At 67.3% G+C, this 14,052-nt stretch carries 14 protein-coding genes; 9 read left to right on the forward strand and 5 right to left on the reverse strand.

Features of this window, described 5'->3' with window-relative positions:
- Positions 1-215: 215 nt before the first annotated feature.
- A complete protein-coding gene (gene galK / locus ACFK0J_RS31905; protein WP_378743178.1) occupies positions 216-1,349 on the reverse strand; it encodes a galactokinase in 1,134 nt (377 codons plus the stop codon).
- Between the two features lie 202 nt (positions 1,350-1,551).
- Between galK and ACFK0J_RS31910 the strand changes: the two genes are divergently transcribed.
- From ACFK0J_RS31910 to ACFK0J_RS31920, 3 genes are read left to right on the forward strand one after another with little or no spacing between them, the layout of a single operon-like run.
- A complete protein-coding gene (locus ACFK0J_RS31910) occupies positions 1,552-2,148 on the forward strand; it encodes a pyruvoyl-dependent arginine decarboxylase (protein ID WP_378733427.1) in 597 nt (198 codons plus the stop codon).
- The gene (locus tag ACFK0J_RS31915) at positions 2,130-2,714 is read left to right on the forward strand and encodes a hypothetical protein (RefSeq protein ID WP_378733428.1); all 585 of its coding nucleotides are present in this window, start codon (positions 2,130-2,132) and stop codon (positions 2,712-2,714) included. Before ACFK0J_RS31910 ends, ACFK0J_RS31915 begins: the two co-directional genes overlap by 19 nt.
- Entirely contained in the window at positions 2,714-4,291 is a 1,578-nt protein-coding gene (locus tag ACFK0J_RS31920; RefSeq protein ID WP_378733430.1) for a diguanylate cyclase domain-containing protein, read from the forward strand. Before ACFK0J_RS31915 ends, ACFK0J_RS31920 begins: the two co-directional genes overlap by 1 nt.
- Before the next feature lie 42 nt (positions 4,292-4,333).
- On the opposite strand, the gene ACFK0J_RS31925 is transcribed toward ACFK0J_RS31920, so the two are convergent.
- Both ACFK0J_RS31925 and ACFK0J_RS31930 read right to left on the reverse strand, forming a co-directional pair.
- On the reverse strand, positions 4,334-5,116 hold the full coding sequence (locus tag ACFK0J_RS31925) for a DUF6319 family protein (protein WP_378733431.1): 783 nt from the start codon (positions 5,114-5,116) through the stop codon (positions 4,334-4,336).
- 162 nt (positions 5,117-5,278) lie between these two features.
- Positions 5,279-5,908, reverse strand: a complete 630-nt coding sequence (locus ACFK0J_RS31930) for a TetR/AcrR family transcriptional regulator (RefSeq protein ID WP_378733432.1) — start codon at positions 5,906-5,908, stop codon at positions 5,279-5,281.
- A gap of 236 nt (positions 5,909-6,144) precedes the next feature.
- Here ACFK0J_RS31930 and ACFK0J_RS31935 point away from each other — a divergent pair, with 236 nt between their 5' ends.
- The 4 genes from ACFK0J_RS31935 to ACFK0J_RS31950 all read left to right on the forward strand — a co-directional run bounded on the left by ACFK0J_RS31935 (position 6,145) and on the right by ACFK0J_RS31950 (position 11,355).
- The gene (locus tag ACFK0J_RS31935) at positions 6,145-7,512 is read left to right on the forward strand and encodes a flavin-containing monooxygenase (RefSeq protein ID WP_378733433.1); all 1,368 of its coding nucleotides are present in this window, start codon (positions 6,145-6,147) and stop codon (positions 7,510-7,512) included.
- 10 nt (positions 7,513-7,522) lie between these two features.
- Positions 7,523-8,680, forward strand: a complete 1,158-nt coding sequence (locus ACFK0J_RS31940; RefSeq protein ID WP_378733434.1) for a serine hydrolase domain-containing protein — start codon at positions 7,523-7,525, stop codon at positions 8,678-8,680.
- Between the two features lie 53 nt (positions 8,681-8,733).
- The gene (locus tag ACFK0J_RS31945; protein WP_378733435.1) at positions 8,734-10,383 is read left to right on the forward strand and encodes a class I adenylate-forming enzyme family protein; all 1,650 of its coding nucleotides are present in this window, start codon (positions 8,734-8,736) and stop codon (positions 10,381-10,383) included.
- Positions 10,384-10,497: 114 nt separating this feature from the next.
- Complete coding sequence (locus tag ACFK0J_RS31950; RefSeq protein WP_378733437.1) at positions 10,498-11,355, forward strand: alpha/beta fold hydrolase; 858 nt, start codon at positions 10,498-10,500, stop codon at positions 11,353-11,355.
- A 9-nt stretch (positions 11,356-11,364) separates the two neighbouring features.
- On the opposite strand, the gene ACFK0J_RS31955 is transcribed toward ACFK0J_RS31950, so the two are convergent.
- Positions 11,365-11,649, reverse strand: a complete 285-nt coding sequence (locus ACFK0J_RS31955; RefSeq protein WP_378733438.1) for a hypothetical protein — start codon at positions 11,647-11,649, stop codon at positions 11,365-11,367.
- 201 nt (positions 11,650-11,850) lie between these two features.
- Here ACFK0J_RS31955 and ACFK0J_RS31960 point away from each other — a divergent pair, with 201 nt between their 5' ends.
- A complete protein-coding gene (locus ACFK0J_RS31960; RefSeq protein ID WP_378733439.1) occupies positions 11,851-12,915 on the forward strand; it encodes a DoxX family membrane protein in 1,065 nt (354 codons plus the stop codon).
- An 18-nt stretch (positions 12,916-12,933) separates the two neighbouring features.
- Here ACFK0J_RS31960 and ACFK0J_RS31965 read toward each other — a convergent pair whose 3' ends face one another.
- Positions 12,934-13,365 carry an STAS domain-containing protein gene (locus ACFK0J_RS31965; protein ID WP_378733440.1) on the reverse strand — a complete coding sequence of 144 codons (432 nt, stop codon included), beginning with the start codon at positions 13,363-13,365 and terminating at the stop codon, positions 12,934-12,936.
- Between the two features lie 95 nt (positions 13,366-13,460).
- On the opposite strand from ACFK0J_RS31965, the gene ACFK0J_RS31970 reads away from it, so the two are divergent.
- Positions 13,461-14,048, forward strand: coding sequence for a TetR/AcrR family transcriptional regulator (locus ACFK0J_RS31970; protein WP_378743180.1), 588 nt, complete (start codon positions 13,461-13,463; stop codon positions 14,046-14,048).
- Positions 14,049-14,052 lie beyond the last annotated feature (4 nt).

Genomic DNA, 14,052 nt, shown 5'->3' on the forward strand with positions numbered 1-14,052 from the left:
TCAAACCGGGCGTCGAGCGAGATCCTTCGTGGTGCGAGATCGTGCGTCTACGGGTACAGCGTGGCGCGCGCGACTCCCTCGTCGCCGGCCGAATGGTGTCGGCTGACACCTACTCTGCGTGATTCTGCCTCACTCGTGGGCCACAATCGTGCACAAAAACGCCCAGGGGTCGGCAGGAGGCGGAGCCGACGGGGTGGGTAAGCAGGCGCGGTCGTTCAGTCGGTGCGGTGCGCGCCTGCGGCCGGACCGACAACAAAGGTGCGCGGTTCGGCAAAGCCCGAGCGAGCGAACCGAATCCGTACGGCATCCACCACCGCGTCGGTGCGGTCGCGATCGACGAGGGCGAGGACACTGCCGCCGAATCCACCGCCGACCATCCGCGCGCCGTGCGCCCCCGCGTCGAGCGCCGCGGCGACGGCGGCATCCAGCGCGGGCGTCGACACCTCGAAATCAGCCCGCAGCGAGGCGTGGCCCGCGGTCAGGATCGGCCCGATGGACCGCGGGTCCTGACCACTTCGCAATTTTTCCGCAACTGTCAACACGCGCGCGTTCTCGGTGACCACGTGCCGAGCCCGGCGACGCAACACCGCGTCGGATATTCGGTCCACCGCTGCCACGGAATCGACGTCGCGCAGCGCGGGCACGCCGAGTTCCGCGGCGGCAGCCTCACATTGGGCGCGGCGCTCGCCGTAGCCGCCGTCCACCAGCTCGTGCGGCTGGCCTGTATCGATCACCAACAGCGCCAACCCGAATCGTTCGATGTCGAACGGAATCTGTTCGTGGCCAGTCGAATTCGTATCAGATCCCGCTCCGCCCGCGGTGAACTGCCGGATGTCGAGGAACAGCGCGTGACCTGCGGTGCAGAGGATCGAGGCGGATTGATCCAGCAAACCGGTCGGCGCGCCGACGTAGCCGTTCTCCGCGGCGCGGGCGAGGTCGATCAACTCGCGATCGGTGACGCTGGGCGCGAACAGATCCCGCAGCGCGATCGCCACCGCGCAGGACAGCGCCGCCGAAGACGACAACCCCGCGCCGATCGGCACCGCACCGTCCAGCGTCAGGTCGATTCCGGTGATCCGATGGCCACGCCGGACGAATTCGGCAACCACACCGAGCGGGTACCGCGACCAGCCCGGCACCCGATCCCGCTGCGCCGCAAGGTCGGCCACCGCGACGAGCACCGTCTCGTCCGGCCGCTGCCGGGAGACCACCCGCAGCTGCCCGTCCGCGCGCACCGCCGCCGCGCACTCGACCACCAACGGCAGCGCAATGGGCAGCACGAAGCCGTCGTTGTAATCGGTGTGCTCACCGATGATGTTGACCCGCCCCGGCGCTACCCACGTCCGCACTGTTTCCTCGCTGTCTGTCGTGTCCGCTGATCCCGTCGTCCCGGCGGGGGCCGGAATCGACTCGGTCTGCCACACGTTACGAGACACGCCGCAGGAGCATTGCTTTCACGCTCCGGAGGTGCGCGATTCGTTTTCGTGCCGCACAGTCGATTTTGACGTAATACCGGCCTGCAAATTGGGCCGGGCTTTCTGGGAGGGCATTATGATTCACACCACCCCGCACAGCGGGCTAGTGGGGCCGCGCGGCCGCTTACTCGGGCTGCCGTGGATAGATCGACTACGCCCGCCCGCGGGCCGGGCGATCTCCGGGTCGCCGCTGACGATCGAGATAGGCGCCGCGACGGGGGCCGGACCGACAGCGATGTCGGCCTTCGATGCGGCACTGCGTGAGCTGGGAGTAGGTGATGCCAACTTGATTCGACTGTCGTCGGTCATCCCGCCGCGCGCCACTCTGGAACGCACCGGGCGGGTGCGCAAACCGATCCCGTGGGGCGACCGCCTCTACTGTGTCTACGCGGCACAGCACGCCGACGAAGCGGGCCGGACAGCCGCCGCCGGAATCGGCTGGGTACTGCGCGACGACGGTTCCGGCGCAGGGCTTTTCGTCGAGCACGAGGGCGAGACCACCGACGAGGTGGCGGCACTGATCCGATCCAGCCTGAACGACATGACCCGCAACCGGCCCGAAAGCTTCGGCCCGGTCCGGCTGTGCACGACCGAGGCCCGCTCCGACGGCAGCCCGGTATGTGCGCTGGTACTGGCCGCCTACCACACCACGCCGTGGGGCTGGCGCCGATGAACCCTTTTCACGTCACCATCGAAGGCAAGATTCCGGACGACCGGATAGACGTATTCCAACGCCTCTACGAGGAGGCATTCGGACCGCTGCGCACCAAAGCGATCGCCAGACAGGTGTTGCATCCCGACGAATTCCGCGCGGAGATGATCGATCCCCGCGTGGACAAGCATGTGGCGCGGCTGAAATCCGGCGAGCCGGTCGGGGTGACCACCCTGACCAAGCATCTCGACACCGTCCCGTGGATCAGCCCGCATTACTTCAGCGCCCGATATCCGGAACACGCCGCGCGCGACGCGATTTATTACGTCGGTTTCACCCTTGTTACGCCAAGTGCGCGACAAGGCCTCGCATTTCATGCCATGATCAAATCAGTTGTCCAGGTTCTGGTTGCCGAGCGCGCTGCGGTCGGTTGGGACATTTGCTCGTACAACAACACTCGGTTCTCGTTCGCCGACAGCATTCGTGCGGTGCTCGACAAACAGGCGAACGTCGAGGTCGTGGTGGAGGATACGCAAATCTACTACGCGGCTCGGTTCACAGGGGATGGAGCGACCAAGGGGGGCTGATGACAGTCAGCGAAGAGCAGCCGACAAACCAGCGGTACCGTTTCCGAACACGGTGGTACGCACTGCTTCTCGGGGGAAGCGCGGCCGCGATCGCCGTCCATGTGACGGTCGATTCGCGGCTGCTGTCGTTTGTGACGATGGCGGCCATTCTCGCGGGCACACTCGCCATGATCGGCTTCGGCCTGTGGGCGCACCGTCCGACACATCCGCTGCCCTGGTATCTGCTGTCGGCTTCGGCGGTCCTGTCGGCAGCGGGCGCCGCGCTGCGCGACGGGTCCGACCATACGTTGCATCCGATCGATGACCTGTTCACCCTGCTCGGCTATCTGGGTGTCGGCCTCGCGGCGCTGATCTGGTTGCGCCCGCGCCGGGTTCGCAGCAACAACGACCTGCTGCTCGACTCCGGATTGATCGGCCTCGGCGCGCTGCTCGCATCCTGGACGTTCCTCATCTCGCCGATCCTGCAGGCGCACGACACCATGCTGAACACCTGGGTGGCGGCGACCTATCCGGTGTTGGACGCGTTGCTGCTGACGCTGGTGGCGCATTCGGTAGCCACCTCGACCCGCTCGGAGACCTCGCTGCGGCTGTTGCACGTCGGGCTGATCCTCGCGTTGCTCGGCGATCTCGGCTACAGCCTGGACACGACGGGCTCGGTGACCATCGGCCGCGAGATGCTGATGGCGCCCTTGCTCGCGGCGTACGCGACCGTCGGTGTCGCGGCACTGCATCCGACCATGGCAAGTCTCGGCACACCGCGGCAGATCCACCCCCACCATTCCCGTCAACGCGCCAGCTTCATCGCGGTGGCGTTGATCGTGGCCTCGCTGGTGCCGGTGGTCGGCTCCTCGCTCGGCACGCTGGACCGGGTGGTGGTGTCGTCACTGTTCGCGCTGTTGCTCATCGGCGTGCTGGTGCGCAGCGAGCGCGCCATCGTGCGCAGCTCCCGCAGTGAGCGGCGCGCGCAGTATCAAGCCGATCACGACACCCTCACCGGGCTGCTGAACCGATCGGCCCTGTTGCGCGCGCTGAATCGCAATAGCGAGCGCTGGGCAGAGCAGCCGCTGTGCCTGCTGTTCATCGACCTGGACGGCTTCAAGATGGTCAACGACAGCTACGGCCACGCGGTCGGCGACGAGCTGATCGCGAACGCCGCCTCGCGCATTCGGCGGGTGGTGCTCCGCGATGATGTGGTCGCGCGGTACGGCGGCGACGAATTCGTCGTGCTGTCCCCGCTTGCCCGGCCGGAGGCGGCGATGCTCGCCGAGCGGCTGCTCGGGGCGTTCGTCCGGCCGTTCGAGCTGACTGCGGGCGAGATACCGATCACCGCGAGCATCGGGATCGCGTGCGGCTGTCCGCGCAGCACCGACTCCACCGTCTACGACCTGATCAGGGACGCGGATTCGGCCATGTACCACGCCAAGGAATACGCGCTCGGCTACGCGTTCCACGACGACGCGCGGCACGCGCCCGACTCCGTTCGGCACGCGTCGAACGACGCGGTGCGGCACCCGTCCAACGACGCGGGCCGGCGGATCTGGCGCACGAGCCCCAGATCCACCAGCACCGCGGTGTGATCGAAGCGCACAGCATCGAAGCGCGCAGCCGCGGCGGGACGCCTAGTCGACCAACTCGTCGAGCAGCCGCCTGGCCGCCTCCAGCTCGGCCTGCAACTGCTTGACCTTGGCCTCCTGCGCTTCCCGTGCCGCGTCGAGGATGCCGGCCACCACGTCGGCCACCTCGGGGTGCAGGATCTTGGCGGCCTGCGCCACGGCGGAGCTCGGCACCGCGAGACCGCGCACCGCGCGCTTCTTGCCGCTGATCACGTCGACGGACCATTCGCCGTCGGCGGTGCCGGTCAAGGTCACGGTGACCTCGGCCGCCTTCGCCTTCGGTCGAGCGGGCGCCTTGGTGGCCTTGGCGGCGGTACCCGCCGGGGCCGGTTTGGTCGCGGGCGCCTTGTTCGCGCCGCCGTCCTGTTCGTCCGATTCCGGGGTGCTCACAACGGGTTTCGGGACTACCGGTGGCGGGGTGACAGAACTAGGGGTGGTCGGTGGCGCAGTGCTCGTCAAGGTCGACGGCTGGGTCACGGGTGATTCCTTCCTGGTTGTCGACTTCGGCTGGGCAGTGGAAACGGTCGCCGCCCCTCGCGGCGGCTTGGTCAACGTCACTTCTGTCGGAGAAAAGGACAGTACATCCTTGGAACCGGTGGGCCGGACCTGCAGGAAGTCTCCGTCGGCCGGGTCGCCGAGGGAGATCACCTTTCCCGACCGTCCTTCCGGCACGCCCACCGCGGCAGCGGTGAACCACACCATGGGCGGGCGGCCCCCGGCGATATCCGAGGCGATCCGCTGAATCTCGCTGTCCGACAATGGCTTGGGCTTGGTTTTAGGCGACGGCATGGTGACTCCGAGCAATATTCGTGGATGGCTGCGTGCACAGATGATGCCGCACCGCACCGACAGATTCGCAGGCCGCTACGAAATCGAGTCCCAGAACACGATTTCCGCGCGGCCAGCGAATCCGGAGCTACATCCGGTGGGACGCCCGAATCGCCGCGTCGGTCAGGCGTCCGTGCCGGGAGCTTGCAGGGCGGGGAACCAAATATCGGTGAGCACCTCGGCGGCGTGTTGGGCGGAGACGTTGATGGTGCCCTGGACGGCCCAGCGGGTGAAGAAGCGCTCGAGTTGGGCGACAAGAAGTTCCACCCGCAGCCGCGCCTCGTCCGCGCGGTCGGCGGGCCAGCGCGCGAGATAGGAGGTCATCGCGTTGGGCAGGGCCAGTATTCCGTTGCGGGCGATCTCGCGGAATTCCGGTTCCAGCGCCGTCGCCTCGTCCCAGGCGGGCAGCAGGTCCTTGTATTCGTGGAACCAGTCGATGGCGCGGGTCACCCAGGCGACGAACTCGGCGCGGGAGCCGGTGTCCAGTACGCGATCCAGGTCCTCGTAGAAGTGCAGCGCGCTCGGCGCGGTGCTCTGCTCGGCGATCGCCCGCAGTACCTCGAGCTTGCCGGGGAAATGCAGGTAGAAGGTGGCGCGGCTGCACCCGACGGCGGCGGCGATGTCGTCGACCCGCACCGCGGCGTAGCCACGGGTGCTGAACAGCTCCTTGGCGCCGGCCATCAGCCGGGCCCTGGTCTGCTGTTTCTGCTCGTCCCGCAGGCTGCTGCCCGCCGGATTCGGGTTCGTGCGCAACGGCTACCTCTTGTCGGTCGAAAGTTGTGCTGACGTGCGACTTTCGGTGAGCAAGTCTACTGATGCCCGCAACCTGCCCGGTCTTCGCTAGACAATACGTCATTCACTAGACACCATGTCTAGCCAGTGTTACCTTGTTGCCTACGTCACTCCGGAAGCCCTCGCTCCGGACGGTTCCGGTGCCACCGCGCACCACCGCAGGCAGGTGACGGCCCGCTCAGCACGAGGACTGTGAATTGACTCAACGCAATCTGCCCCGGGTATGCGTCATCGGCGCGGGCCCCTCCGGGATCACCGCCGCAAAACGCTTGCAGGACTTCGACATTCCGTTCGACGTGTTCGAGGCCTCGGACGAGGTCGGCGGCAACTGGTATTTCAATAACCCCAATGGCATGTCGGCCTGCTACCAGTCGCTGCACATCGATACGAGCAAGTTCCGGCTGGCGTTCGAGGACTACCCCGCACCGGCCGACTGGCCGGACTTCCCGCACCACTCGCAGCTGTTCCAGTACTTCAAGGACTACGTCGACCATTTCGGCTTCCGGCACAAGATCCTGTTCAACACCAAGGTCACCGCGGCCGAACGGCAGGAGGACGGCCGCTGGCTGGTCACGGCGAGCGACGGGCGCACCCGGGACTACGACGTGCTGATCGTCTGCAACGGCCACCACTGGGATCCGCGCACCCCCGACTACCCCGGCGAATTCGACGGCGTGCTGATGCACAGCCACGCCTACAACGATCCGTTCGATCCGGTCGATATGCGCGGCAAGAGGATCGTGGTGGTCGGCATGGGCAACTCCGGACTCGATATCGCCTCGGAACTGTCCCAGCGGTTCATCGCGGCGAAGCTCACCGTCTCGGCTCGGCGCGGCGTCTGGGTGCTGCCGAAGTACGTGCACGGCAAGGTCGGTGACAAGCAGAGCGTGCCCGCCTGGATTCCGCGCAAGGTCAGCTTGAAACTCAAGCAACGCTTCGTCCGCAAGTTCCGCGGCGACATGGAGTTCTACGGCTTGCCCAAACCCGATCATCGGCCGTTCGAGGCACATCCGTCCGCCAGTGAGGAATTCCTGCACCGCGCGGGCTGCGGTGATATCGCGTTCAAGCCCGCCATCACGGCGCTGGAAGGCCCGCGCGTGCGCTTTGCCGACGACAGCACCGAGGAGGTGGACGTGATCGTTTGCGCCACTGGTTATCACATCAGCTTCCCGTTCTTCTCGGATCCGGAGCTGGTGCCGGACAAGCACAATCGCATGCCCCTGTTCAAGCAGATGATGAAGCCCGGTGTGGACAACCTGTTCTACCTCGGTTTGGCGCAACCGCTGCCGACGCTGGTGAATTTCGCCGAGCAGCAGAGCAAATTGGTCGCCGCCTATCTGACCGGCAAGTACCTGCCGCCCTCCGCGGCGGAGATGAACGAGGAGATCCGCGCGGCCGAGCAGCGCAGGACCGGCCGCTACTACGACTCGCCCCGGCACACCATCCAGATCGAGTTCGAGCCGTACGTACGCGATATGCACAAGGAAATGGCCAGGGGTGCGAAGCGCGCCGCCGCGAACGGCTATGCCCTGCCGGTGCCCGCCCGGGCGCTCGAGAACGTGTGAGGGGTAGACCATGACGATCTCGGGATTCTGTGCCGACCAATTCGCGGGTGTACGGGAAGAATTGGCGAACCAGCTGGCCACGGGCGAGGAACTCGGCGCGGCGATCTGCGTGACGGTCGACGGCGAACCGGTCGTCGACATCTGGGGCGGGCACCGCGATATCGAACGCACCGCGCCGTGGACCGAGGACACCTTGGTCAATGTCTTCTCGATCAGCAAGACGATGACCGCGCTGTCCGCGCTGCTTCTGGTCGACCGCGGCGAGTTGGACGTGCGGCAGAAGGTCGCGCACTACTGGCCGGAGTTCGCCGCGAACGGCAAGGGCGACATCGAGATTCGGCAGGTGCTCGGGCACACGTCCGGCGTGTCCGGCTGGGAGCGGCCGATCGAGCTGGCCGACATCTACGACACCGAAGCGGCCAGCGCCCGGCTCGCGGCCCAGCCGCCGTGGTGGGAGCCGGGCACCGCATCGGGCTATCACGCCCTCAACTACGGACACCTGGTCGGCGAGGTGATCCGCCGGATCACCGGCCGCACCCTCGGGCGATTCTTCGCCGAGGAACTCGCCGGTCCGCTGGGCGCGGATTTCCACATCGGCACCGCGCCCGAACAGCACCACCGGATCGCGCCGCTGGTCCCGCCGCCGATGCTGGAGTTCGATATGGCTTTGCTCGACCAGGAGTCCATCCTGGTCAAGACCCTCACCAGTCCCCTGCTCGACATCAACGAGGCCAACAGCACCGAGTGGCGGCAGGCCGAGATCGGCGCGGTGAACGGCCACGGCAATGCCCGTTCGGTGGCGCAGGTCCAGTCGTTGGTCGCGTGTGGCGGTGCGCTCGGTAGCCGAAGGTTGTTGTCGGAGCGGACGATCGACCTGATCTTCGAGGAGCAGTCGAACGGTGCCGATCTGGCGCTGTTGTTGCCGCTGCGCTTCGGCATCGGATATGGGCTGCCGCAGCGACAGACCGCGCCGCAGGTGCCCGACGGCCGGGTCTGCTGGTGGGCCGGACTCGGCGGCGCCATCGTCGTCAACGACCTGGATCACCGAGTCACCTTCGCCTACACCATGAACAAGATGGCGCCGGGCCTGATCGGCTCCGCCCGCGCCGACGCCTATTTGCAGGCCGTGTTCAGCGTGGTGCGAGCCAAGGCAAGGGTCCACAGCTGATGCGGGCGGTGCAACACACCGGTCTCGGTTCGGTAGACGAGGAAGTGCGGTAGATGACAAAGCCTTTCGACGCGCAGGCGTTCGCCGCCGCGGCGGCGGCCCGGCTGACCGGTCCCGGCGGGCGGTTCGAGATGGTGGTCGAGGATGTGCTCGGCGCACCGTTGCCGGTACTTCGGGATCGCGAAAAGTCGCTCGGCGCGGTCTTGGCCGCATCGACCGCCTGGGGTGCTCGCGACTACCTCGTGACCGAAGATCGCCGGATGTCGTTCACCGAACACGCGGCAGCGGTCGGTGCGCTGGCCAGGGCGCTGCGCGACCGGTACGGCATCGAAAAGGGCGACCGGATCGGCATTCTGGCCGCGAACACCCCCGAATGGGTCATGACGTTCTGGGCGGCACAGTGCCTCGGTGCGATCGCCGTGGGGTACAACGCATGGTGGACGCCCCGCGAAATCGCTTACGGTGTCGCGCACACCCGGCCCGCCGTGCTCATCGTCGACGCGAAACGCGCGGCGCTGCTGGCGGAACTCGATATTCGCGTGCCGGTATTGACGATGGCGGACGAACTGTCCGCGCTGATCACCGAATTCGGTGCCGGCGCACTGCCGCGCGCGGAGGTGGATGAGGACGATCCCGCCGTCATCCTCTACACCAGCGGGACCAGTGGGCGGCCGAAAGGCGCGGTGCACTCACATCGAAACCTGGTGGCGGTCATCGGCTATCACCTGTTCAACGACGCACTCGCCGCCGAGTTCACCGGCGCGACCGCGTTGCCGAGCGGACGCCGGTTCCTGCTCACCTCCCCGCTGTTCCACATCGCCAGCCTGCACAATCTGGTGGTGCCCCGGCTGGTGACGGGCGATGCCGCGGTGCTCTATCAGGGCTCGTTCGACGCCGACCGGGTGTTACGGCTCATCGAACGCGAACGCATCACCAACTGGGGAGCCATGCCGACCATGGCCAACCGTCTGCTCGAGCAGGACCTGTCCCGGTACGACCTGTCCTCGCTGAACTCGTTCTCGCTGAACTCGGCGCCGTCCTCGGCCGCGCTGCAAAACCAACTGCGCGAACAACTTCCGGTGGCCCGGACCGCACTTGTCACCAGCTACGGGCTCACCGAGTGCAGCACGGCCGCCACCCTCGCGAGCCCCGCCGAGCTCGCGGCGTTCCCCGATACGGTGGGACGCCCCGTCATCGGAGTCACCCTCGAGGTCCGCGACAGCGCGGGCAACCCCGTCCCGGACGGCACGGAAGGCGAGATCTGTGTCCGCAGCCCGTACGTGATGCTCGGCTACTGGGACGACGAGGCGGCGACCGCGGTGGCCATCACCCGGGACCGGTGGCTGCGCACCGGCGATATCGGCGTGCTGACCGACGGCAGGCTGCGATTGTCCGGGCGGCGTTCGGATCTCATCCTGCGGGGCGGTGAGAACGTCTATCCCACCGAGATCGAACAGTGCCTGGAGGAACACCCGGCGGTGCGCGAGTGCGCGGTCGTCGGTGTGCCGGACGCCGATCTCGGCCAACAGGTCGCCGCCTTGGTCGTTGTCGAAAACCTCTCGGCGACAACCGAAGACGAGCTGCGCGCCTTCACGGCGGAACGGATCGCCTACTACAAGGTGCCCGCTCGCTGGCGGCTCACCACCACGGCGCTCCCGCGCAACGCGACCGGCAAGGTGGTGCGCGCGGGCCTCGAGGTGTGAACCGCGTCCACGCGTCCGGGTAGCACTGAACGCCCAGCTCACCGTTGACTCGACCGGTAAAATCGCGAGTGGATCGGCGCGACATGCTCGCCCGGCCGCTCGCAAGGAGTCAATGTGGACGTATTCGAGCACCAGGGCAGGGCTGTGGCCTTCGACCGCGCCGGTAGCGGCGCGCCGGTGGTATTCCTGCACAATGCGGGCACCCAGCGCCATATCTGGGACGACCAGGTGTCGGCGTTGCAGCGCGATCACGAGGTGTTTGCCCTCGACCTCCCCGGTTACGGACAATCCGAGCAGCCCGCCGACGGTTATCGCCTCGCCGACTATGTGCGCATGCTCGGCGCCTTCCTCGATGCCCACCGTCTCGCCGACGTGGTCCTGGTCGGCAACTGCCTCGGCAGCGCCACCTCCCTGGGCTACGCGATGAAACATCCGGACCGGGTCCGTGCTCTCGTCCTCATCAACCCGCTGACCTGGGACACCGTCAGCTCCGGGCAGTCGGCTGGGCTGGCCTGGGCCGACGCCAGACTCCCGCTGGCGCCGCTGGCCCGCAGGCTCGCGCTGCCCGGCCCGGCCGTCTCGCTGATCGTCGGGAACCAGCTAGGTTCCCGCGGCCGCCGTCAGGAACTGCAGCACTCCCCTCGGCTGCGCGCCCACTGGTCCGACCGCGGCCGCCTACAGGCGCTGCACGGCCTGGTCCAGGACTTCCCCGCCTATGCCGCCTTCGACAGGTTCACTCCGCCGCCCGGCTTCCCGCCGATCTGCACGCTCTGGGGGCAGCAGAACCGCATCCTCTCGGCGCGCGCCGGTGCCCGCCTCGCCCGCAGGCTGCACGCGCACCCGGCCGTTGAGCTGCCCGACTGCGGCCACCTGCCGATGGTCGAGGACCCGGACACGGTCACCGCCGTCATCACCGATTTCTTGGCGACGACCGGCCACGCGCACGTCCCGAAGGCCGTCGGCGGGTCCTGAGCGCTCGGCTCACAGCGGCGCGGCCGTCGGGTACAGCGCCGGGAAGCTGGCCGAACGCACACCGCAACCGGCGCATTCGAATTCGACGCCGAGGGTGAGCAGCCAGTGGATGCGGGTGTGACACGTGTCGCACATGAAGTCGGCCCCCTCGGCATGGCAGCAGGGGCGTTTGCGGACCGACCATTCCGCCCGATGTCGGCACGGCACGGTATCGAAGCGGAAGGTACACGCGGGCGCGGCCGGGAGCCGGGCGACGATCGCCTCGAAAGTCATTGGGGCCGTGGCAGAGTTCATCGGCGGTACCTTCCGGCGGGACAGCGCTGACAACCGCGGGATCCGCTCGGATCCCACACTCTGCTGATCGTTAGCTAAATAATTGCCGTTACGCGGTGTAGATTCGACGTCCGATACGTCCGCTACTGCCCGTCAGCCGGGTTTGATGAGACACCTTCCGGGAACCCGGTCGAATAGAGCCGTCGAGGAAAGGGATCCGTCATGTTGTTACGCCGACTTGCCCGCCCGCTATTGGCCACTGTCTTTGTCGTGGAGGGTGTCGATACGTTGCGGCGCCCGGAATCACGAGTCAAGGCGGCGACCGAGCTGGTGCAGCGAGGCCAGCGTCAGCTGCCCGAGCAATACGCCGCGAAGCTGCCGAGCGATCCGGGAACCGTCGTACGGATCAATGCGGGCGCTCAGGTAGCGGGCGGTGTGCTGCTCGCCCTGGGCAAGGCGCCACGCCTGGCCGCGCTGGTCTTGGCCGCGACCGTCGTTCCGGCCACCGTGACCGAGCAGGATTTCTGGAACGAACCGGACCCGGCGCAGAAGGCGACCAAGCGCAAGGCGTTCCTCAAGGACCTGGGGCTGCTCGGTGGGCTGATGATCGCCGCCGCCGATACCGAGGGCAAGCCGTCGCTGAGCTGGCGCGGCAAGCGGGCCGCCCGTGACGCTGCCGCGACCGTCACCGCGGCGCTCCCGTTCGCCGGATCGTCGGACGGCGCCACCGCGGAGGCACTGAAGCGACGGGCGCACGAAGTCGCCTCAGCGGCAGGCAGTCTCGGCAGCGCCGCGGCTGCCAAGGGCTCCGAGCTGGCCGGGACCGTGCAGCAGCACGGACCCGAATGGGCCGCTGCCGCAAAGGAACACGCGGCCCCGCTGGCGGAAACGGCCAAGGAACGCGGCGCGGAACTGGCCGACGTCGCCAAGCACCGCGGCGCGGAACTGGCCGACGTCGCCAAGCACCGCGGCGCGGAACTGGCCGAGCTGGCGAAGGAGCGCGGACCCAAATGGGCCGAGTTCGCCAAGGAACGGGGCGCCGAGTTGGCCGAGCTCGCCCGGGAACGTGGCGCGGAACTGGCCGACGTGGCCAAGCACCGCAGTGCCGAATGGGCCGAACTCGCCAGGGAGCGCGGTGCGGAGTTCGCCGAGGTCGCGCGGGAACGCAGTGCGGAGTTGGCGGATACCGCCCAGAAACGTGCGCCCGAACTCGCCGATACCGCGCGCAAACGCGGTAGCCGGTTCGCGGACACTACCCGGCACCGGGTCGAGAAAAGGCTCAACTGAGCAGACTTCCACCGAAATCTAGGCCGTCTCTTCATATCCCGGCGCACTGTCGGCCAGCACGGCGTCCAGCGACCGCACCCGATGGAAGCTGGGCGCCAAGCCGGTGACCTCCAAGGCGCGGTCGACGCACCGCGCCTTGGTGATCAACACCATTCGGCGACGGGTCTTTTCGGCCTGCGTCTGCGCGTCGACCAGGACCCGCAATCCGGCCGCGGCAAGGAAAGTAACCGGCGAAAGGTCGAGCACGACCATTGCGGATCGGGCACCGAACACCCGGGAAAGTTGGTCCCGGAAGCTCGGCGCGGTGCGCAGATCGATCTCGCCGTCCACCAGGATCATGGCGATATCGCGGCGCGGACGGCATACCGAAAAGCGAAGCACATCAGTGACTTCCAGCACGGACCGGTCCAGCGGCGCGGCGGTGCGCCGCTCTTCGTCGTTGATGGACATATGCCGACTCCTCGGTCCGCCACCGCACGGGACAGACCTGTCTACCTAGTGAAGCATGGCAGGTCAGCTCTGTACAGCGTTAGAGTTAGAGCGTGATGGCAAGCGACGACGCGGTTGTCGGGGCACGCGAACGGATACTGGCCACCGCGTACAACCTGTTCACCCGGCGTGGCATCCGAGACGTCGGCGTCGATGAAGTGATCGCCACGGCGGGTATCGCGAAAGCGACGCTGTACCGGCACTTTCGCACCAAGGACGAACTGATCCTCGCGGTACTGGCTCGCCGCGAACTGGTGTGGACCTTCGGCATGGTCGAGGAACGGTCCCGTCAGCTCGGCAATACGGCGGAGGAGCGATTGCTGGCGATCTTCGATGTCTTCGACGACTGGTTCGGCACTGACGGATTCGAGGCGTGCACGTTCATCAATGTGCTGCTGGAGATGGGTCCGCAGCATCCGGCCGGCCGCGCGAGCATCGACCACCTCGACACCATTCGGGGCGTGGTCCGTGGGCGCGCCGAAGAGGCGGGCCTGCGCGACCCGGACGACTTCGCCAGGTCTTGGCACATTCTGATGAAGGGCTCGATCGTGTCCGCCACCGAAGGTGACCGGCACGCCGCGCGGCGGGCCCAGGCGATGGCACGGGCGTTGATCGACAGCCATCGGGTCGAACCCGCGGCCTGAGCGC

The organism is Nocardia brasiliensis, assembly GCF_042691675.1.
Classification (GTDB): domain Bacteria; phylum Actinomycetota; class Actinomycetes; order Mycobacteriales; family Mycobacteriaceae; genus Nocardia; species Nocardia brasiliensis_D.